This is a genomic window from Nonomuraea sp. NPDC004702 (assembly GCF_053601695.1).
Map to the genome: position 1 here is coordinate 89,406 of NZ_JBSGCE010000001.1, position 18,523 is coordinate 107,928.

The following is an 18,523-nucleotide window of genomic DNA, read 5'->3' on the forward strand; positions in this document are numbered from 1 at the left end:
CATCACGTCAAGGGTTAAGATTCGGTTGTCCTGAACGAGAGGGAGTCCCCCATGCCGATCGAGCGGCGACCGTTGCGTGAGCAGATCAGGGAAGAGCTGCTGAGCCGGCTCGACCGGGGCGACTTCGCCGCCGGCACCGACATCAACGAGGCCTCCCTCGCCGCCGACCTGGGCGTCAGCCGCACTCCCCTGCGCGAGGCGCTGATCACGCTGGCGGGCGAAGGCGTGCTGGAGAGCAACCAGGGGCGCGGTTTCCGGTTCGCCCCGGTGAGCCGGCGCGAGTTCCGCGAGCTGTGCGAGATCGTGGCCGCCCTGGAGTCGCTGGCCCTCGACTGCTCCGACCCGGCCCACCTGCGCTCGATCGCCCCCGACCTGCTCAAGCTGGCCCAGGACTTCCCCGACAACGTGGCCGAGCAGCAGGTCATCGAGCGCCACGACGACGAGTGGCACGACCTGCTGCTGAGCGGCTGCCGCAACGAGCGCCTGCTCGACCTCATCACCAGCGTCAAGGCCGGCATGCGCCGCTACGCGCACCTGATCGCCGGCGACGACGCGCCCCTGGAGCGCGAGGCCGCCGAGCACCGCCGCATCGCCGAGTTCCTGCTGGCCGACGAGCCGGCCAAGGCCGTCCAGGCGCTGCGCGACAATTGGATCAACGGCATGGAGCGGATGATGTCCCGCATCCCGTGACGCGACGGAATAGTTGAAATCTCAACTTGGTTGCATGGGGCAGATCCCGCTGGAAGGAGCGCGACATGCCCGCCGTAACCGTTGAGAACCCGCTCACCCTCCCCCGCGTGCCCGCGCCCGTGGCGGGGGTTCCCGAGCGGAAGGTGCTCGCCGTCGAGACCGCGCCCAGCGGGTTCGAGGGCGAGGGCTTCCCCGTGCGCCGCGCCCTGGCGGCGATCAAGCTCGAATACCTCGACCCGTTCGTGATGATGGACCAGATGGGCGAGATCGACTACGCCGCCGGCGAGCCCAAGGGCACGCCCTGGCATCCGCACCGCGGCTTCGAGACCGTCACGTACATGATCGACGGCGTCATGGAGCACCTCGACTCCAACGGCGGCGGCGGCACGATCAGCAACGGCGACACCCAGTGGATGACGGCCGCCTCCGGCATCCTGCACAAGGAGGCGCCGCCGGAGTGGCTCGTGCAGAAGGGCGGGCTGTTCCACGGCATCCAGCTCTGGGTCAACCTGCCGGGCGCCAAGAAGATGATCGCGCCGAAGTACCAGGACATCGGGCGGTCCAGCGTCGCGCTGCTGAGCAGCCACGACGGCGGCGCGCTGGTCCGGCTGATCGCCGGCGAGCTGGCCGGGAACACCGGTCCGGGCAGCACGCAGACGCCGATCACGCTGCTGCACGCCACTGTCACCCCGGGCGCGCGACTGACCCTGCCCTGGCGCAAGGACTACAACGCCCTGGTGTACGCCCTCTCCGGCCGCGGCACGGTCGGCGCCGAGCGGCGTCCGCTGAACAGCGGGCAGCTCGCGGTCTTCGACGGCTTCGGCAACCGGCCGGGCCTGACCACCCTGGGCGAGACCATCACGATCGAGGCCAAGGACACCCTCGACGTGATCGTGCTGGGCGGCGAGCCGATCGGTGAGCCGGTGGCCCACCACGGACCGTTCGTCATGAACACCCGCGCCGAGCTGGTCCAGGCGTTCGAGGACTTCCAGGCGGGCCGCCTCGGCACGATCCCGGCCGAGCACGCCCACTCCTGACCGTCCTGCCGCGAAGGCCCGTGCGTTCCGCACGGGCCTTCGCTTTTTCTGGTAGACATTCATTGTGAAGGACGTACATAAATTTGACCAGGAGCCGGACGGCTCCCTCTTCGACCCGCGGGCCAGGGCGGCCATGAGCGAGTTCGCCGGCGGCGGCGACACCGCGGCCTTCGAGGCGGCCGCCGCCGTGCGGACGGCGTACCAGGCGGTCGAGCGCATGCGCGCGCACGGCAGCGAGGGCCGCGGGCTCAGCTCGGGCGCGATGGACGTCCTGCTGCGCCTCGGCGCGGCGGGCGCCGGCGCCGGCATCAGCATCGGCGACCTGGCCCAGGCCGCCGGGGTCAGCTCGCGCAACGTGACCGGCCTGGTGGACACCCTGGAGCGTGACGGCCTGGCGCGGCGGGTCCAGGACAGCCGCGACCGGCGCTCGGTGCTGGCCGTGATCACCGACGAGGGCCGGGCGTGGATCGAGGCGTTCCGCACGCCGTCGCAGATGGCGATGCGGGCGATGTTCCGGGGCTTCTCGGCCGCGGACCTGACCATGCTGCGGCACCTGTGCCTGCGGCTGGCCGACAACGAGCAGCGGCTCGCGGCACACCTGGAGGGGCGATGACGGGCACCCGCGAGGTGGTCAGGGCCTACCACGAGGCCAGGCTCCGCGGCGACGTGCCGGCCGCGGCGGCGTTGATCGGCGAGGACTTCTCCTTCAGGAGCCCGTTCGTCTCCTCCTCCGACCCCGCCGGTCACCTGGCCGGCATCGAGGCCCTGGTGAGCGTGGTGACCGGCGTCGACCTGATCAGCGAGCTGTACGGCGAGTCGGAGGCGACCCTCGTCTACGACCTGCACACCGCCACACCGGCCGGCACGCAGCGCACGGCCGAGCACTTCAAACTCGGCCCCGACGGGCGGATCCGGACCATCATGCTGATCTTCGACGCCGCGCCCTGGCAGCCGATGGCGGCGGCGATCAGGTGAGCGGCAGGGCGGCGGCGGTCTGGCGCCAGATCCTGCCGTCCCTGACGACCAGCGTCCCGAACGTGGTGACCCGGTTCCCGCCCACGGTCATGACCGCGTTGTAGAAGATCACGTCGTCCTCGACGCGCAGCGACGTGATCTCCTCCACCCGCGGCCCGGCCGCCAGGTAGCCGGTGAACAGCTCGCGGATCTCCGCGGCGCCCCTGGCCGCCCGGTCGAACCGGACGACCACCGCCTCGTCGTGGTACTGGGCGAGCAGCGCCGCCAGGTCGCCGTCGGCGATGGCGGCGAGCTGGCGGTCGAACACGTCCTGGGTCACTTCATGGGTCACGGTGTGCCTTCCGGGGAGGGGCGCAGCAGGTCGTAGCCCACCTGTGCGGCGCCGTACAACAGCAGGAGCGGGAGCGCCGCCGCGACGGGCAGCGCCGAGGAGGCGAGGGCGAGCACGGCGGCGGCCAGCCGGACGGCACCCGCCCGGCGGTCGGCCGAGCACAGGTGCTGAAGGCCGAGCACGGCGAAGACCACGGCGGCCGGCACCCCGACGGCCCAGCTCGCCCCCGACGGGTGCATGATCGCGTGCTCGATCCCGATGCCGAAGGCCACCAGGCCCATCGACAGCGGCAGGTGCGAGTACACCCACACCTGCCCGGCCAGCTTGGTGCGCAGCACGACGGACTCGTCGACGTGGTCGAAGTACAACCACCAGAAGGCCATCGCGATGGCCACCCCGGCCAGCGCGACCAGCAGCACGGACGGGGTGACCTCGTGCCCCTTGAGCCCGGTGACCACGGCGGCGACCACCTCGCCGAGCACGATCACGACGAACAGCCCGAACCGCTCCGGCAGGTGCTCGCTCTGCGGCGGGAGCCGGCTCTGGTGGCCGCGACTGAGCAGCGGGGTGGCCAGGTCGATCACCAGCGCCACTGCCCACAAGGCGTACCGCTGCGGCGGATCGACGGCGAGGGAGGCCAGCCAGATGACCGCGGCGACGCTGAACCCGGCCGCGTACCGCACGGTGAGCGGCCTGGCCTCGGGGACGTGCCGGCCGGCTCTGAGGTAGGCGACGACCAGCAGGATCCGGGCCGCGGCGTAGGAGATCGCGAACAGGGCCGAACGTTGCTCGATGTCGCTGACGCTGGCCGCCATCGTGGCCACCGCGAGGATCTGCGGCAGCGCGAGCAGGCGGTGGCTGACGTCGTCGGTGTCGAACCGGTTGGCGTAGAAGACGTAACCCGCCCAGGACCACCAGACCGGCACGAACAGGCCGACGAAGGTGAGGACGCGACCGGCGTCGGCCCCGCCGGCGAGCACGTCGGCCAGCTCGGCGACCGCGACGACGAAGACGAGGTCGTAGAGTAGCTCCAGCCAGGTGGCCCGGCGGTGCACCTGCTCGAACAACCGTAAACGGGGCGGCTGCCACTGGCGGCTAGTCAACGCGGGACCTCCACAATATGTAATTGTGTAATTATGCACGCCTTTCGGCTAGTGCAGCGTCAGGCAGGCCACCCGAGGGCCCGCCTCGCCCGCGTGGGCGCCGCTCTTCTTCGTGGCCTTGGCGTGGATGACCAGCGACTTCGGCAGGGCGGCGGGGTCGAGGCTCCAGGGATGGCGGGCCGTCGAACGGCCCGCGCCCGACCCGTCGGTGGTGACGTCGAGCCAGATCTCGCTGGCCGGGTCGGCGTGGCCGGGGTTGTGCTGGTAGTGGCCGCCCGCGGCGTCGGGGTCGGCGCCGCAGGGCGCGGTGTGCAGGTGGGCGCCGTAGTGGTGGCGGGGTAGGAAGCCCTCCACGACCAGCGAGGTGCGGGTCTCGCCGCCGGTGGACTCGGCCGTGAGGCTGGCCTGCGCGCCCTCGGGGGCCAGGCGGCGGTCGTAGGCGATCGCCGCGGTGTCGCCGGAGGTGAACTCACCGCCGCCGCTCAGCTCGGGCACGCCCGGCGGGCTCGGCTTGGTGACCTCCTGGAGCGGCGCCGGCGGCCCGGCGCAGGCGGCGGCCGTGAACAGGACGAGCAGGAGTGCGGGCACGCGCATGAGGGACCCTCCGGGTGTGCTGGCGGAAGGCCCCTCACTCTAACGAGTAGCCGTACGGCTACACGCCGTGTTCGGCGAAACTCACTTCAGCGCCCCCGAGCTGAGCCCGGACTGGATCTGCCGCTGAAAGATGATGTAGACCACCATCACCGGCAGGATCGTCATACTGAGCGCGGCGAACAGGCCCGGCCAGTCCGCCTCGTAGCCGGCCCTGGTGGAGATCCGGGCGATGCCGAGCGTGAGCGGCCACTTGTCCGGCGCGCCGCCCATGAGCGCCAGGGGCAGCAGGTACTGGTTCCACTGCCCCAGCACGTTGAAGATCGTGATGCTGACCAGGCCGGGCTTGGCCATCGGCACCATGATCTGGAAGAACGTCCTGGTGTGCGAGGCGCCGTCGATCAGCGCCGCCTCGGCGACCGCCTCGGGCAGGGTGCGGAAGAACGCGGCCAGGAAGAAGATCGTGAAGGGCAGCGAGTACGCGATGTAGACGATGATCAGGCCGATGTGCGAGTCGAGCAGCCCGAACTGCTTGACGACGAAGAACAGCGGCCCGAGCGCCAGGAAGATGGGGAAGGCGAGCCCGGCGACGAAGTAGTAGTAGATCAGCTTGCCGCCGACGAACTTGTAGCGGGCCAGCACGTACGCCGCCATCGAGCCGAACAGCATCGTGCCCGCCGTGCCGAAGAACACGACGATGACCGTGTTGAGCATGTACTGCCCGACGTGCGCCTTGTCCCAGGCCCGGCCCCAGGCGTCCAGCCGCAGCGCCCCGGGGAGCTGGAGCGGGTCGCCGAAGATCTCGGTGTTGCTCTTGAACGAGGCCAGGAACGTCCACAACAGCGGCAGGATGATCAGCAGGGCCCAGACGGCCAGGGCGACATGGGAGAGCCCGCTCAGCACGCCGGGCCGCGGCCTGCCCGCTCCACGCGAAGCCATCAGAGCTCAACCCTTTCACGCCTGGTCGTGCGGAGCGTCAGCACGGCGAACGTCACGGTCAGGAAGAACAGCACCACGCCCATCGCCGAGGCGTAGCCGATCTTGTGGTAGTCGAAGGCGGTCTTGTAGATGGTGATGGGCAGGATGGTGGTGGCCCCGTCGGGCTCGCCCCGGTCGCCCGCCAGCACCTGGATCAGCGCGAAGCCGTCGAAGGCGGCGATCCCCAGGTAGATCCAGCCGACCTGGAGGGTGTCGCGCAGCAGCGGCAGCGTGATGGAGAAGAACAGCCGCACCCGGCCGGCCCCGTCGATCGAGGCGGCCTCGAAGTAGTCCTTGGGGATGGCGGCCATGCCCGCGGAGAACAGCACCACGTAGAAGCCGACCGCCTGCCAGACCATCACCGCGATGATCGACCAGAGCGCGAGGCCCGGCTCGGTGAGCCAGCCGATCGGCTCGGACAGCCCGAGCCTGGCCAGCGTGCCGTTGATCACACCGTCCTCGTCGGGACGGTAGATGGCCTGGAACAGCACGCCGACCACGGCCACGGCGAGAACCTGGGGGAAGAAGAACACCACCCGGTAGAAATTCGACCCCCACACCCCGCGCATTCCCGCGCCGCGGGTGCCGCCGCCGAGATTCAGCAGGAACGACAGGAACAAGGCGATGACGATGGTCAGGAGCGGCAGCACCAGCAGGAGAATTCCGTGATTGCGCAGGGCCTGCCAGAAATTGTCGTCCTCGAACAACCGGCCGAAATTGTCCAGCCCCACGTATCGGACGACCGAGCTGACGCCGTTCCAGCTCGTCAGCGAGAGCTGGAAAGCCTGCACATATGGGCTGATCACGAAGACCGTGTAAAGCGTGACCGGGACGGCCAGGAACCCGATGACGAATCCGTACTTGCGCAACCGCTCCATGTGCTCAGGCGCTCCGCGTCTGCTTGGTGACGGAGTCGTCCTTCTTGACGTCGTCGGCCTTCTTCTGCATGCGCTCGCAGAACTCGTCGGGGGTGATGCGGCCGGACATCAGGACGTTGGTCTGCTCCCAGCCGTAGTCGAACAGCTCCTTGTACCAGCCCTCGAACCGGGCGTCGGTGATGATGTTCTCGCCGGCCGCCTCCTGCGCCTTGGCGGCGCTGACCAGGCCGGGCGGGAACTCGGAGCTGTCGGCGGCGCCGGTCACCACCGTGAGGTTGTTGGTCTTCTTGGTGAAGCCCGCCGCGCCCTCCTTCGACAACATGATCCGCAGGTACTCCAGGCCGCCCTGCGGGTTCTTGCCCTTCGCCGCGACGACGAAGTTCTCGCCCACGCCGACCTGGATCGCGCCGTACGGCATCTTGTCGGAGGCGGTGACGTCGGGGATGGGGGCCAGGGCGTACTCGAAGTCGAGCGGGATGTCCTTGGTCATCTCGTTCTCCAGCCAGGAGCCGCACGGGTAGAACAGCACCTTGTTCTGCAGCTGCTTGACCTGGGTCTGGGTGTGGTCGAGGCCCAGGTACGCCTTGTCGCCGTACTTCTGCTGGACGTCCAGCCAGGCGGTGACCGCCTGCTTGACCGCCTCGCTCTTCCAGGCGTTGTCCACGAGGTTGTCGATGTCGATGATGACCTGGTTGCCGCCGATCTTGGCGGCCGTGTAGAGGACGTTCCAGAGCTGGTAGTACGGGCCCTTCTTGCCGGGATAGGCGAAGAGCACGACGCCTTCCTTCTTGGCCGTCTCGCCGAGCGCGGTGAACTCGGCCCAGGTCTTCGGCACGCTCCAGCCCTTGGCGGCGAACAGCTTGGCGTTGTACCACAGCGCCCGGTGGGAGACGGTGTAGTTGAGCACCAGGTCCTTGCCGTCGAGCTTGCCGTTCTGCAGCACGAGGGGCGTGATCGTGTCGCGGACCTTCTTGGACGGGTCGTCGAAGGAGGGCGCGTCGTAGAGCGGGGTCAGGTCGGCCAGGTGGCCCTCGGCGGCCAGCGCGGCCAGGTCGAGCGCCTCGGGGCCGGAGTTGTTGATCACGTCGGGCATGTCGTTGCCGACGATGCGCGGCCGGAGCTGGGTGCCGATCTGCTGGGTGGCGGTGTGCTTGACCGTGACGCCGGCGTGGGCCTTCTTGTACAGCTCTTCGTGCAGGTCCTTGGCGTAGGAGTCGCCGTAGCCGCCGCTGAAGATGACCACTTCGAGCGGCTTCTTGACGTCGACGCCGAAGGGGTTCTTGGGGTCCGCCGACGCCGCGATCGACGTGGCGGGCGCCGCCGAGGGCTGGTCGCCGCCACCGCCGCTGGTCGCGCAGGCGCTCAGCAGGCTCGCGCCGGGCCCGGCCACGAGCGCGGTCAGGCCGATGCGGCGGAGCAGCTGACGCCGAGTGATCTCGCCCGGGTGGGTCATGGGGGCTCCCGAAGAGGATTCAGTTAGGAAAGTTTCCTAAACGTTTGCCCGAACGTACGAACGCCCGCCGACACGCGTCAAGGGGGCGCAATCGAGACGTGACCTTGCCGTGATCCCTTGCCTAGAACGACGTTCTAGAAGCAGGGTGGGTCACATGATTATCGAGTACGCGGACCGGGTGTGGCGCGGCGAGTCTGACGACAGCATCGTGGACACCGGCATGGAGGGCAAGGGCGTTCAGACCGTGACGGAAGGCGTGGGCTGGTGGGCCGGGTTCGGCAACGCGATCGCCTTCGAGACCGAGGGCGAGCTGCTGCTCTTCGACACCGGCGGGCCGTGGGCCGCCGGACGCCTGCACGAGGACGTCCGCCGCTGGTCCCGGGCGCCGCTGACCACCGCGTTCTACTCACACGGGCACATCGACCACGTCTTCGGCACGGGACCGTTCGAGGAGTCGGGCCCTCGGGCCACGGTTTACGCCCATCAGGCGGTGATCGATCGGTTCGACCGCTACCTGCTGACAAATGGTTACAACACGGTGATCAACCAGCGGCAGTTCCAGAACACCCGCCTGCGCTGGCCCGCCGACTACCGGCGGCCCGACGTCACCTACACCGACGCGCTGACCGTACGGCGCGGCGGGCTGACCTTCGACCTGCTGCACGCCAAGGGCGAGACCGACGACGCCACCGTCGGCTACGTGCGCGAGCACCGGCTGCTGCTGCCCGGCGACCTGTTCATCTGGGTGACGCCCAACTGCGGCAACCCACAGAAGGTGCAGCGTTACCCGCGTGAGTGGGTGCACGCGCTGCGCCGGATGGCGGCCCTCGACGCCGAGATCATGCTGCCCAGCCACGGCGCGCCCGTCTTCGGCGCCGACCGCGTGCGGCAGGCGCTGCTGGAGACGGCCGAATGGCTGGAGTCGATCATCACGCAGACGCTCGACCTGCTCAACGCGGGCGCCCGGCTCGACGAGATCGTGCATTCGGTGAAACCTTCCGAGCGCCATTCCGACCGGCCCTATCTGCGGGCCCGCTATGACGAGCCGGAATTCGTCGTACGCAATCTCTGGCGCCTTTACGGCGGCTGGTACGACGGCAATCCGGCCAATCTCAAACCGGCCCCCGAGGCGGTGCTGGCCAAATCCGTGGCGGAACTCGCGGGCGGTCCGCACGCGCTCGCCGACGCGGCGCTCAAAGCCCTTTCCGAAGGCGACGAGCGGCTCGCCGGACATCTCGCGGAAATGGCCGCGCTGGCCGCTCCTGACGACTCGGGAGTACACCGGGTAAGGGCCCAGGTTTTCGCCGCCCGGGCGGCCGGTGAACAGTCATTGATGGCGAAGGGCATTTTCACCTGGGCCGCCACGGAATCCTCGGCCCGGGCTGACCGGGGAACCCCGGCACCCCCCGAAGGCGCATAGGCGCCCGCGGGGCCGGTGCCGGGGCTCACGGACTCAGGGACCGGTCCAGCCGTCCTGTGGCCGGTCGGCCCGCGGAAGGGAGTCCTTGGGGACGTCGGCGGAGGCCACGGCGTCCACCCTGACCGTGTCCGAGGCGACCTTCATCACGCTGTCGACGATCCAGTCGTCCTTGACGTGCTCCGCGGCCACGTCGTAACCACTGCCGCTGCCGTCGGGGTTCTGCCACATCACCACGTACTCGATCTTGAGGCCGCGGCGCGACAGCTCGGCCCTGGCGTGCGAGACGGGCTTGCCCACGAGCTTGACGCCGGCCACGCCGTCGGCGGCCACACCCACCGTGCTCGGCGCCATCGCGGCATACCGCTCGCCGGGCTCGGCCGGGCGGCCGATCCCGATGACGACCCTGCCCTTGTACCCGGTCGGCATGGAGATCGTGCCGCACCACACCGACGTGCAATTCTCGACGCCGCGAACGGTCACGCCGGTCCCCGGCGGGAAGTTCCCTGGGGTGGCGGGGCCGAACAGCATGCCCGCGTACTCGGGCGCGACCGGGATCTTCTTCACCGTGGCGTCCAGGCCGACGGCCCTGAACGCCTCGGTGTAGGCCGCCGCCTCCGCCTCGGGGTCGGTGATGACGACGTCGATGTAGTCGTCGCCGGTCTTGACGGTGACGGCGGCGTTGGCGTACTCGGTGACCGGGCCGAAGATCGGCAGCGTGACGGCGAGCACGGCGGCCAGCCCGGCCGCCACCGCCCCCAGCAGGAACATCTTGCGCGGCGCCCTGCGGCGCGGGCGCATGACGGGCTCGCGCCCCTCGGCGGTGATCGGCTCGGACGTGATCGACTTCATGAGCGCCCGCGCCCCCGCGCCGGACGCCTGCCCGGCGGGCACGCCCGCCAGCTCCTCGTCGCGCACCCGGGCGAGATCGGCGATGTTCACAACGAGCTCCTTGCCGCGCCTGCGCGCGGGATCGGCGACGTTCACAACAGACTCCTTGTCGCGCCCGCTCGCGGGATCTGGGACGTTCACAACGGGCTCCCTTCGAGGGCGACGGCCTGTGTGCGCTCGACCCCGGCCTCGGTCAGGCGGCGGGCGAAGCGCCGGCGGGCCCGGTACAGGCGGACCCGTACGGCGTTGCGGGTGATGCCGAGGGCGGTGGCGATCTGGCCCGTGTCCAGCTTCTCCCAGGCGACCAGGGCGAGCAGCTCCCGGTCGTCGTCGGAGAGCGTCCTGAACGCCCGGGCCAGCGGCGACAGGTCCTCGACGGACGGCCCGGCGACCACGGGCGCGGCGGCCAGTTCCGCCCGTAACGCCTCGGTGCGCCGCTCGTGGCGGCGTTCACCGCGCCGGTGGTTGGCCAGCACCTTCCTGGCCACGCCGTACAGCCAGAGCCGGGCCTCCTCTCCGCTCGGCACCTCCTCGATGCGCCGCCACGCGATCATGAACGTCTCGGCCACCACGTCGGCCGCGTCGTCGGGGTCGGGGCAGCGGCGCAGCGCGTAGCCGAGCAGGGGTCTGTAGGAGAATGCATAGATCTCCTCGAACCGGCTCTCGGGATCGGCTCCCATCCGGTCTCCTTACGTGAGCATCAACAACACTCACCCCATGTCCGGATTTTTGGCAGCATTACAGCTCTTGGCGAGAGGAGTCGGTTTTGACGGTGAATCGCATCGTAGGCGTCGGCGTGCTGCTCACGGACCCGGACGGGCGCGTGCTGCTCGGCGAGCGGGTGAAGGCGGGCGAGCCCCTGTCGTGGTGCCTGCCCGGCGGGGCGGTGGAGCCCGGCGAGACCTTCGAGGCGGCGGCCGTCCGCGAACTGGCCGAGGAGACCGGCATCCGCGACGCCGGGCCGCCGGTCGTCACCGGCGGGGCCCTGGACCACCCGGAGGGAGCCGTACGGGTGACGGCGGCGGTCGCCATGCTCCGGGGCGCCGACGCTCCGGCGGTGACCGAGCCGCACGTCTTCCGTTCATGGCAGTGGTTCCCGTACGACGAGCTGCCGTCCCCGCTGTTCCCGGCGACCGCCCTCGTCCTGGCCGTCCCGGCCTCCGGCTCCGGTTCCCGCGACGGGCTCTACAGGATCACGCCGCCGCCCGTCGCCCGGCCGTGATCCCGGTCGTCAGGAGAAGACCTGCTGGAGAGATCGTCCGGCGTTCGCGCGGACGGTCCAGGCCACGAGGTGGTCGACCTCGGTGCAGGCATCGATCCGCTCACGGACGTCGTCAGGCACCTCGATCCCACGCTCGGTCAGCAGGCACTTGAGCACACATTTCATGCCGGCCAGCCGAGCGTGATCATCGTATTCCTCCTTGTAGTTCTCTCCGTAGCCCTCCTTGTAGCCCGCCATGAAGGCCAGCAAGCCGAGCATCCATTCGGGCGCCCAGTCAGCCACCGTGCGGCGCTGCTTGTACGCCTCGCGAACGGAAGGCCGGTACACCGGCCAGTTGATGGACGTCATGGTCTCCTCTCGAACGCCGATTGCCGTGAACGGGGTCGCACCGGGACTGATCATGTGCCCTCAACCGGCCTCCGGCTGTCCGGCACGTCGCCACGCCTCGGCACCCCGTCATCCCGAGCACAGTCAAGATCTGCTGCTGAACCAGCAGACAGGACGATCAGAACCTGGACCGGGTGCACCTGAGTACCCGGCGCCAAGTGCGTCAGCCGTCCGAATCGTCGAACAGGTCGCGGGCGGACTGAACACTGCTCGCGCGAACGGTCCAGTGCATGAGCAGGTCGACGTCGGTACAGGCGTCGACGCGCGCGCGAACGTCCTCGGGGACATCGATGCCACGCGCGTCCAGCAGATACAGCACGATTCTCCGTGCGGTCTCGTGACTGCCCTCTGCGTGGCCCACTGCGTGGCCCCTGCCGAAGTGTTGGTGGGCGAAGCGGGTGTGGCCCGGCCAGTCGGTGGACGCCATGATCTCCTCCAAGATGAGTTTGACCTCGGGTGCGGACATGCTGCACGCGTATTCACTGTACTTCGGAGCGTGATCGCCGACGGTTTCCGCCAGCGCCGCCGCGAACGCCTCGATGACCTTCCGCTCACGCCCGTGGATCATGACGGACATGACCGCGAGTTCGAGGTGGGCGGCGGCCTCTTGCGGGTCGGTGATCGCCGGTACGTCGTCGGGGCCCAGCACGTACGCCTGGAGGCGGTAGCCGGTAAGCCCGGTGTCGATCGGCTGGGAGTAGTAGGCGGCGGCTCCCCGGTCCGGACAGACGACCAGGACTGTCACGTCGCAGCGCAGCATCAGCCACTGCGCGGCGGCGTAACGGGCCAGTTGCCGGGGGTCTTTGGACTTGTCCTGCTGGATCTCCACGATGATGGCGTGCGCGGGGCTCTGCGGCGGGCCGAGCACGATGCCGAGGTCCGGCTCGATGTCGTCGGAAGGCCGGGTGTTGAACAGGCGGTCCTCCTGCCGGACCAGCGAGGTGGAGGGCAGGTCGACGCCCATCAGGTCACGCAGGATCTCCACCGCCACTTGAGGCCGGTCGGCGAACATCTGTCTGAGAGCGTCATGTCGGGGGGACGGCATGACACTTATTGTCACACGGCGAACGCGTAGTGTGACCATCGTCCAGAGAGGAGCGCTCGTCGCGGGGCTGCGAGCCGGATGCGACGCTACTGGGGGCGGGGAAGCACGCGGCCGAAGGGGCACCACGGGAGCGCCTGAGAGGCCAGAGAGCCGTTCGCAGCGGGACTCCCAAGGCTCACCTCTGGTGACCCACCATGGGAGCCGAAAGCGCCGTTCGCGGCGAGGTCATCACACCGGGTTCCGCAGGCCCACCCGGTCGTCAGCCAACGGGCGGGCCGAACCAGAGGCGCCGGAGGCGCCCTCCGGGGCGGGGTCCCGCACGCCCAGCCGGTAACCGGGCAACGGGTGGGCTCAAGGGCGGCGAAGGCGCCGTCGGGGGTGGGGTCACGCTGGCCCACCCGGTGACCGGGCGAACGGGTGGGCCGTTCGGGTGAGGGTCAGCTGAAGTGGGTGCGGGTTTCGGTGAAGGCTTGGTCGGTGGCCTCCAGGGCGCGGGCCACGTCCTCGTCCGTCAGGGCCGCCGACATGAACCAGTTGTGCCACGGGTGCAGGTACACCCCGTGCCGCAGGCAGGCGTCGCTCCAGTACAGAGCCGTGGACAGGTCGGCGTCGCCGTCGAAGCTGAGCCACGGGATGGTCACCGGGCCGGTCTGGTTCACGACGAAGCCATGGGACTTGGCCTGGGCGTACAGGCCCTCCCTGAGCTGGGTGCCGGCGCGCTCCATGGCGGCGATGCCGTCCGTGTCGCGCAGGGTCTCGATGGTGGCCTTGGCGGCGGCCATCGCCACGGCCGAGAACCAGAAGGAGCCGGTCGTGTAGAGCGTCTGGGCGGCGCCGCGCAGGGCGTCGGTGCCGGTGACGGCGGCGATCGGGTAGCCGTTGGCCATGGCCTTGGACCAGGCGGTCAGGTCGGGACGCACCCCGTACGGCTCCCACGACCCCCGCAGGTCGATCCGGAACCCGGCCCGCACGTCGTCGATCACCAGGGCCGCCCCGATGCGGTCGGCCAGGGCGCGGGCGCCGCGCGCGAAGGCGGGTTCGACCAGCTCCTGGTCCTCGAAGGAGTCGTGCTTGAAGGGGGTGCAGATGATCGCCGCGACGTCGCCCTCGACGGTGGCGGCGGCGGCCTCCAGGGACTCCAGCGAGTTGTAGGTGAACTCGACCAGGTCGGCGCGCTCGTTCGGGGTGGTGCCGGCGGTCGAGGGCGTGCACCAGGGGTCGGCGCCGTGGTACGCGCCGTGCGCCATCAGCACCTTCGTGCGCCCGGTGGCGGCGCGGGCGACCATGAGCGCCTGGGTGGTGGCGTCGGTGCCGTTCTTGGAGAACATCGCCCAGTCGGCGCTCGGCACGGTGTCGACCAGCAGCTCGGCCAGCTCCACCATGATCGGCCCCGGGCCGTTGAGGCAGTCGCCGAGCGCGAGCTGGCGCGCGGCGGCCTCCTCCACGCGCGGGTGCCGGTGCCCGAGCACGACCGGTCCCCAGCTGCACATGAGGTCGATGTACTCGCGTCCGTCCACGTCCCACTGGCGGCAGCCCTCGCCGCGCTGGAAGAACTGGGGGTAGCCGGGGGCGAAGATGGCCGCGTTGAGGTGCCCGTACATGCCGCCGGGGACGACTTTCAGCGCGCGCTCGCGGAGTTCGGCGTCAGTCATGCGAGAGTCCTTAGGGTGGATTCGAGGTCGGTGAGGCCGGCGTCGGAGCCGAGCCCGGTGGCCACGCGGGCCGCCGCGGCGGTGCCCCAGCGGGCGGCCTCGACGACGTCGCGGCCGTGCAGCAGGCCGGTCAGGAAGCCGGCGCAGTACGCGTCGCCGCACCCGGTCGTGTCGGCGACCTCCGTCTCCAGCGCCGGCACCCGCTCGGGCCCGCCGCCGGAGGTCAGCACGAGGCTGCCGGCCGCGCCGAGGGTGACGAGCACGCCCTTGGGGCCGTCGGCGAGCAGGGTCGCGGCGGCGGTGGCCACGTCGGGGTCGCCGGTCATGAGCAGCGCCTGCGACTCGTTGGGCAGCACGTAGTCCACGTGGGGCAGGAACGCGCGGGCCATCGCCAGCAGGTCGGGCAGCTCCGACAGCAGGTCCATCGTGACGATCGCGCCGCCCGCGCGCGCCTCGTCGAGGAGGGCGAAGAAGGCGGGGTCGCCCAGGCCGAAGGTGACGTCCATGCCGCCCAGGTGGATCGCCCGGGCGCGGCGCAGGACGTCGGGGTCCAGGTCGGCGAGGGTGACGCCGAGGTTGGCGCCGGGCACGTGGAAGCTGGGCCGGCCGCCGTCGGGGCGGATGGGCAGGATCGAGGCGGCGGTCTGCTCGCCGGCCCTGCGGACCAGGCGGGAGGCGTCCACACCGCGTTTGGTGAGGACGGCCACCAGGAAGTCGCCGAGCTCGTCGTCCCCGATCGCGCCCATGGTGATCACGTCGTTGCCGAGTTTGACCAGGTCCACGGCCGTTCCGGCGGCGGCGCCGGCGGCGGTGAGGCGGATCTGCTCGACGAGTACGGTGTCCTGGCCCTCGGGGATGTGCTCGACGGGCCTGGCGAGGATGTCGACGATGTGCACGCCGACAGTGGCGACGGTCATGGACTAAATAGACAGACGTCCGAATAAAAAGTCAATATGGTGGGAGTCGCCGCGAGAAGAGGGGGATCCCGATGCCGAAGATCGTCGATCACGATGAGCGCAGGGCCGAGGTCCTGTCGGCGGCCCGCAGGGTGATCGTCAGGGACGGCATCGACGCCGCCACCACCAGGGCCATCGCCAAGGAGGCCGGCTACTCCAACGGCGTGCTCGCGCACTACTTCGCCGACAAGGACGAGATCCTGCTCTCGGCGCTGAGCCAGTCGCACCAGCGCATCAGGGAGCGGCTGACGCGCAAGGTGGAGGGCGTCACGGGCCTGGCCGCCCTGCGCGAGCTGCTGCTGGACAACCTGCCGCTGGACGCCGAGCGCACCCAGGAGAGCCGGCTGGAGGTCAGCTTCTGGAGCCGCAGCCTGGCCTCGGACCGGCTGGCGGAGGTCCAGCGGGCCGAGGCCGACGAGCTGCGCGCCGCCGTACGGGAGCTGCTGGGCCAGGCCCGCGCGGCCGGCGAGGTGCGCGCGGACGGCAGCCTCGACGACCTCGCCGAGCACCTGCTCGCCCTGGTCGACGGCCTCAGCCTGCACCTGCTCCTCTACCCGGGCCGGCTCACCCGCGTCGACCTCGAACGGCTCATGCTCCAGGCACTCGACCGCCTCTGACAACGGCAACCGCTGGAAGTATTTCGGACGACCGACTACTGTGCCCACCCATGAGCCTCCGCGAGCAGTTGTGCGAGTACGGCAGGCGCGCCGTCGAGCTGGGCCTGGTCATCGGCACCTCGGGCAACCTGAGCGTGCGCCGGGGCGACCAGGTGGCGGTCACCCCGTCCGGCGTGGCGCTCGACCGGCTGACCCCGGAGGCGTGCCCGATCGTGGACCTGGAGGGGCACCTGGTCGAGGGCGAGCTGCAGCCGTCGTCGGAGACCCCCATGCACCTGGCCGTCTACCAGGCGACGGGCACTCAGGCGATCGTGCACACGCATTCGGTGTTCGGGACGGTCGTGGCCACGACGATGACCGAGCTGCCGCCGGTCCACTACAACGCGCTGCTGCTGGGCGGCGTGGTCAAGGTCGCCGAGTACGCCACCTACGGCACGCCCGAGCTGGCCGCCAACGTGCGGGCGGCGCTGGCGGGCAAGCAGGCCGCCCTGATGGCCAACCACGGCGGGGTGACCATCGGGGCGACGATGGAGCAGGCGTTCGAGGCCACCCGCCTGCTGGAGTGGCTGTGCGAGGTCTACGTGCGCGGGCTGGCCGTGGGCCGGCCGGCGGTCCTGACCGACGAGCAGCTCGCCGCCGTCGTGGATCGCGCGGCCAACCCGCCGGCGTTCCCGCGCCGCCCGAGCTAGCCCGGGGAGCGCGAGCGGGGCGGTCAGGCCAGGGCGGCCTGTTCGGCCAGGCCCAGCGGCAGGCCGCCGGAGCCGGCGATCCGGTCGTGGAACTCCCGCAGCGACCCGGTGAACGACTCCCGGATGCGGTCGATCTCGATGGCGCCCGTCAGGTACGACGGCGCCTGCGTCGGCCAGGCGCAGTAGCGGTTCACCTCGCCCCGGGCGGTGCCGGGCGACAGCGACGCCTTGGTGGCCATGAACGTCTCGGCCTCCTCGATCGACATGTCCTCGCAGTGCAGCGCGGTGTCCACGATGATCCGGGCGGCGCGGAAGAGGCGGAAGTCCAGGTGGGCCAGCTCGGTGGCGGGGGTGTCGAAGTAGCCCTGCTCGTGCAGCACCTTCTCGACGTACAGGGCCCAGCCCTCGGTGAAGTACGGCGTCCTGAAGACCTTGCGGACCGTACGCGGGTTGTCGGCCATGTACGACAGGTGCCAGTGATGCCCGGGATAGGCCTCGTGCACGGCGATCGAGGGCATCTGGGCGCGCGCGTTGGTGCGCAGGCGCTGGCGCACCTGCTCCTCGGTGAAGTCGTCGGGGGTGTAGGGGACGAAGAAGATGCCCGTGCGCGAGCTGCTGAGCGGCGGCGGCGCCAGGTAGTGGGCGACGTACAGCACCGGGCGGGCGTACTCGGCCGAGGGCAGGACCTCGCACTCCTCCCCCTCGGGGAAGGTGACCAGCCCGCGCTCGCGGACGAACTCGCGGGCCCGCCGGGTCTCGGCCTCGTACTCGGCCCGCATGTCAGCCAGGGTCGGCGGGTGGTCGTCCATGAGGGACTCCATGGCGGCCCGCCAGTCCTCGGCGCCGGTCATGCCGAGGGCGACCCGGCGCATCCGGGCGTCCAGGTCGGCCCAGGCGGCCCTGCCCTTCTGGTGCAGCTCGGCGGCGCCGTACGTGAGCATCTCGCGCTCGCGCAGCAGGGTGGAGTAGAGCTTCTCCCCCATCCGCCAGGTGCCGCCGCACTGGAAGCCTTCGAGGAAGGACACCAGCGCGTCGAACGCGTCGGCGGCGGGTTCGGCGGCCTCGGCCAGCCGGGCGCGCAGCGTCTCGTCGCCGACCATCGCGGGGAGCGTGCGGGTGAGGAAGTTGCGGCCCGTACGGGCCTGGTTGAGCCCGCGCGTGACCAGCAGCGGCGCGGCGAGGTCGGGGTCCAGGTTGGCCTGGCAGGCGGCCAGCACGCCGGGCACCTCGGCCAGGCGGGAGATCGCGGCGGCGACCAGTTCGGGCTCCGGCTTGAGCCGCTGCTGGAAGGCGTTGAACAGCGACCCGAAGACGGCCGAGAGGTACAGGCCCGGGTTGCGCCGCCACTCGGGCCAGGATTCGAGCGCGACCGAGCCCCTCAGCTGGGACAGAACCAGGTCTCTGTCGATGGCGTCGTCGAGCGAGTCGGCCGGGGCGTCGGAGAGGCGGTCGATCCAGCGGAGCTCTTCCCGGGCTCTGTTCTCCCAGGCGGAGGCGGTGAAATCGCCGAGGGTGTGGTCGTAGCCGTCGGCTCCCAATTGGCTGGCGACGACGGGACGGTCGGAAAAGTACCAGTTGAGAAACTCGTCCACCTACGCACCATATCCTGAC

Annotated in this window: 21 protein-coding genes; 8 read left to right on the forward strand and 13 right to left on the reverse strand. The window is 70.4% G+C overall.

Annotated elements, in window-relative coordinates; all coding sequences use genetic code 11:
• The first annotated feature begins 51 nt into the window (after positions 1–51).
• From ACWEJ6_RS00430 to ACWEJ6_RS00445, 4 genes are all read left to right on the forward strand, one after another.
• On the forward strand, positions 52–690 hold the full coding sequence (locus ACWEJ6_RS00430) for a GntR family transcriptional regulator (RefSeq protein ID WP_352326109.1): 639 nt from the start codon (positions 52–54) through the stop codon (positions 688–690).
• A gap of 65 nt (positions 691–755) precedes the next feature.
• On the forward strand, positions 756–1,727 hold the full coding sequence (locus ACWEJ6_RS00435) for a pirin family protein (protein WP_452420286.1): 972 nt from the start codon (positions 756–758) through the stop codon (positions 1,725–1,727).
• Positions 1,728–1,791: 64 nt separating this feature from the next.
• Positions 1,792–2,340, forward strand: coding sequence for a MarR family winged helix-turn-helix transcriptional regulator (locus tag ACWEJ6_RS00440; RefSeq protein WP_452420288.1), 549 nt, complete (start codon positions 1,792–1,794; stop codon positions 2,338–2,340).
• Complete coding sequence (locus tag ACWEJ6_RS00445) at positions 2,337–2,702, forward strand: hypothetical protein (RefSeq protein ID WP_452420290.1); 366 nt, start codon at positions 2,337–2,339, stop codon at positions 2,700–2,702. Before ACWEJ6_RS00440 ends, ACWEJ6_RS00445 begins: the two co-directional genes overlap by 4 nt.
• On the opposite strand, the gene ACWEJ6_RS00450 is transcribed toward ACWEJ6_RS00445, so the two are convergent.
• The 6 genes from ACWEJ6_RS00450 to ngcE all read right to left on the reverse strand — a co-directional run bounded on the left by ACWEJ6_RS00450 (position 2,695) and on the right by ngcE (position 8,036).
• Entirely contained in the window at positions 2,695–3,033 is a 339-nt protein-coding gene (locus ACWEJ6_RS00450; RefSeq protein ID WP_452420292.1) for a nuclear transport factor 2 family protein, read from the reverse strand. The genes ACWEJ6_RS00445 and ACWEJ6_RS00450 overlap by 8 nt on opposite strands.
• Entirely contained in the window at positions 3,030–4,136 is a 1,107-nt protein-coding gene (locus ACWEJ6_RS00455; protein ID WP_452420294.1) for a low temperature requirement protein A, read from the reverse strand. The genes ACWEJ6_RS00450 and ACWEJ6_RS00455 overlap by 4 nt, the downstream gene beginning before the upstream one ends.
• Positions 4,137–4,184: 48 nt before the next feature.
• Entirely contained in the window at positions 4,185–4,730 is a 546-nt protein-coding gene (locus ACWEJ6_RS00460; protein ID WP_364329975.1) for a superoxide dismutase family protein, read from the reverse strand.
• A gap of 81 nt (positions 4,731–4,811) precedes the next feature.
• Positions 4,812–5,666 carry a carbohydrate ABC transporter permease gene (locus ACWEJ6_RS00465; protein WP_452420296.1) on the reverse strand — a complete coding sequence of 285 codons (855 nt, stop codon included), beginning with the start codon at positions 5,664–5,666 and terminating at the stop codon, positions 4,812–4,814.
• Positions 5,666–6,583 carry a carbohydrate ABC transporter permease gene (locus tag ACWEJ6_RS00470; protein WP_452420298.1) on the reverse strand — a complete coding sequence of 306 codons (918 nt, stop codon included), beginning with the start codon at positions 6,581–6,583 and terminating at the stop codon, positions 5,666–5,668. Before ACWEJ6_RS00470 ends, ACWEJ6_RS00465 begins: the two co-directional genes overlap by 1 nt.
• Before the next feature lie 4 nt (positions 6,584–6,587).
• Entirely contained in the window at positions 6,588–8,036 is a 1,449-nt protein-coding gene (gene ngcE / locus ACWEJ6_RS00475) for an N-acetylglucosamine/diacetylchitobiose ABC transporter substrate-binding protein (RefSeq protein WP_358288139.1), read from the reverse strand.
• Positions 8,037–8,190: 154 nt separating this feature from the next.
• On the opposite strand from ngcE, the gene ACWEJ6_RS00480 reads away from it, so the two are divergent.
• On the forward strand, positions 8,191–9,456 hold the full coding sequence (locus ACWEJ6_RS00480; RefSeq protein ID WP_452420301.1) for an alkyl sulfatase dimerization domain-containing protein: 1,266 nt from the start codon (positions 8,191–8,193) through the stop codon (positions 9,454–9,456).
• Positions 9,457–9,489: 33 nt separating this feature from the next.
• Here ACWEJ6_RS00480 and ACWEJ6_RS00485 read toward each other — a convergent pair whose 3' ends face one another.
• Positions 9,490–10,440, reverse strand: coding sequence for a hypothetical protein (locus tag ACWEJ6_RS00485; RefSeq protein WP_452420303.1), 951 nt, complete (start codon positions 10,438–10,440; stop codon positions 9,490–9,492).
• A 41-nt stretch (positions 10,441–10,481) separates the two neighbouring features.
• Positions 10,482–11,024, reverse strand: coding sequence for an RNA polymerase sigma factor (locus ACWEJ6_RS00490; RefSeq protein ID WP_452420305.1), 543 nt, complete (start codon positions 11,022–11,024; stop codon positions 10,482–10,484).
• Between the two features lie 92 nt (positions 11,025–11,116).
• On the opposite strand from ACWEJ6_RS00490, the gene ACWEJ6_RS00495 reads away from it, so the two are divergent.
• On the forward strand, positions 11,117–11,566 hold the full coding sequence (locus ACWEJ6_RS00495) for a nucleotide triphosphate diphosphatase NUDT15 (protein ID WP_452420307.1): 450 nt from the start codon (positions 11,117–11,119) through the stop codon (positions 11,564–11,566).
• Positions 11,567–11,575: 9 nt separating this feature from the next.
• Here the strand turns inward: ACWEJ6_RS00495 and ACWEJ6_RS00500 are convergent, their stop codons facing one another.
• The 4 genes from ACWEJ6_RS00500 to ACWEJ6_RS00515 all read right to left on the reverse strand — a co-directional run bounded on the left by ACWEJ6_RS00500 (position 11,576) and on the right by ACWEJ6_RS00515 (position 15,567).
• Complete coding sequence (locus tag ACWEJ6_RS00500; protein WP_387670780.1) at positions 11,576–11,914, reverse strand: hypothetical protein; 339 nt, start codon at positions 11,912–11,914, stop codon at positions 11,576–11,578.
• A gap of 202 nt (positions 11,915–12,116) precedes the next feature.
• Positions 12,117–12,965, reverse strand: a complete 849-nt coding sequence (locus tag ACWEJ6_RS00505) for a hypothetical protein (protein WP_452420309.1) — start codon at positions 12,963–12,965, stop codon at positions 12,117–12,119.
• A gap of 470 nt (positions 12,966–13,435) precedes the next feature.
• Positions 13,436–14,650 (reverse strand): aminotransferase class III-fold pyridoxal phosphate-dependent enzyme, encoded by a 1,215-nt coding sequence (locus tag ACWEJ6_RS00510; RefSeq protein ID WP_387670783.1) that lies wholly within the window; start codon positions 14,648–14,650, stop codon positions 13,436–13,438.
• Entirely contained in the window at positions 14,647–15,567 is a 921-nt protein-coding gene (locus ACWEJ6_RS00515) for a carbohydrate kinase family protein (RefSeq protein ID WP_452420311.1), read from the reverse strand. Before ACWEJ6_RS00515 ends, ACWEJ6_RS00510 begins: the two co-directional genes overlap by 4 nt.
• A 71-nt stretch (positions 15,568–15,638) precedes the next feature.
• Here ACWEJ6_RS00515 and ACWEJ6_RS00520 point away from each other — a divergent pair, with 71 nt between their 5' ends.
• A complete protein-coding gene (locus ACWEJ6_RS00520) occupies positions 15,639–16,223 on the forward strand; it encodes a TetR/AcrR family transcriptional regulator (protein WP_357998699.1) in 585 nt (194 codons plus the stop codon).
• A 50-nt stretch (positions 16,224–16,273) separates the two neighbouring features.
• The gene (locus ACWEJ6_RS00525) at positions 16,274–16,912 is read left to right on the forward strand and encodes a class II aldolase/adducin family protein (RefSeq protein ID WP_387670789.1); all 639 of its coding nucleotides are present in this window, start codon (positions 16,274–16,276) and stop codon (positions 16,910–16,912) included.
• Positions 16,913–16,935: 23 nt separating this feature from the next.
• Here ACWEJ6_RS00525 and ACWEJ6_RS00530 read toward each other — a convergent pair whose 3' ends face one another.
• A complete protein-coding gene (locus ACWEJ6_RS00530; RefSeq protein ID WP_452420313.1) occupies positions 16,936–18,504 on the reverse strand; it encodes a DUF885 domain-containing protein in 1,569 nt (522 codons plus the stop codon).
• Between the last annotated feature and the right edge of the window lie 19 nt (positions 18,505–18,523).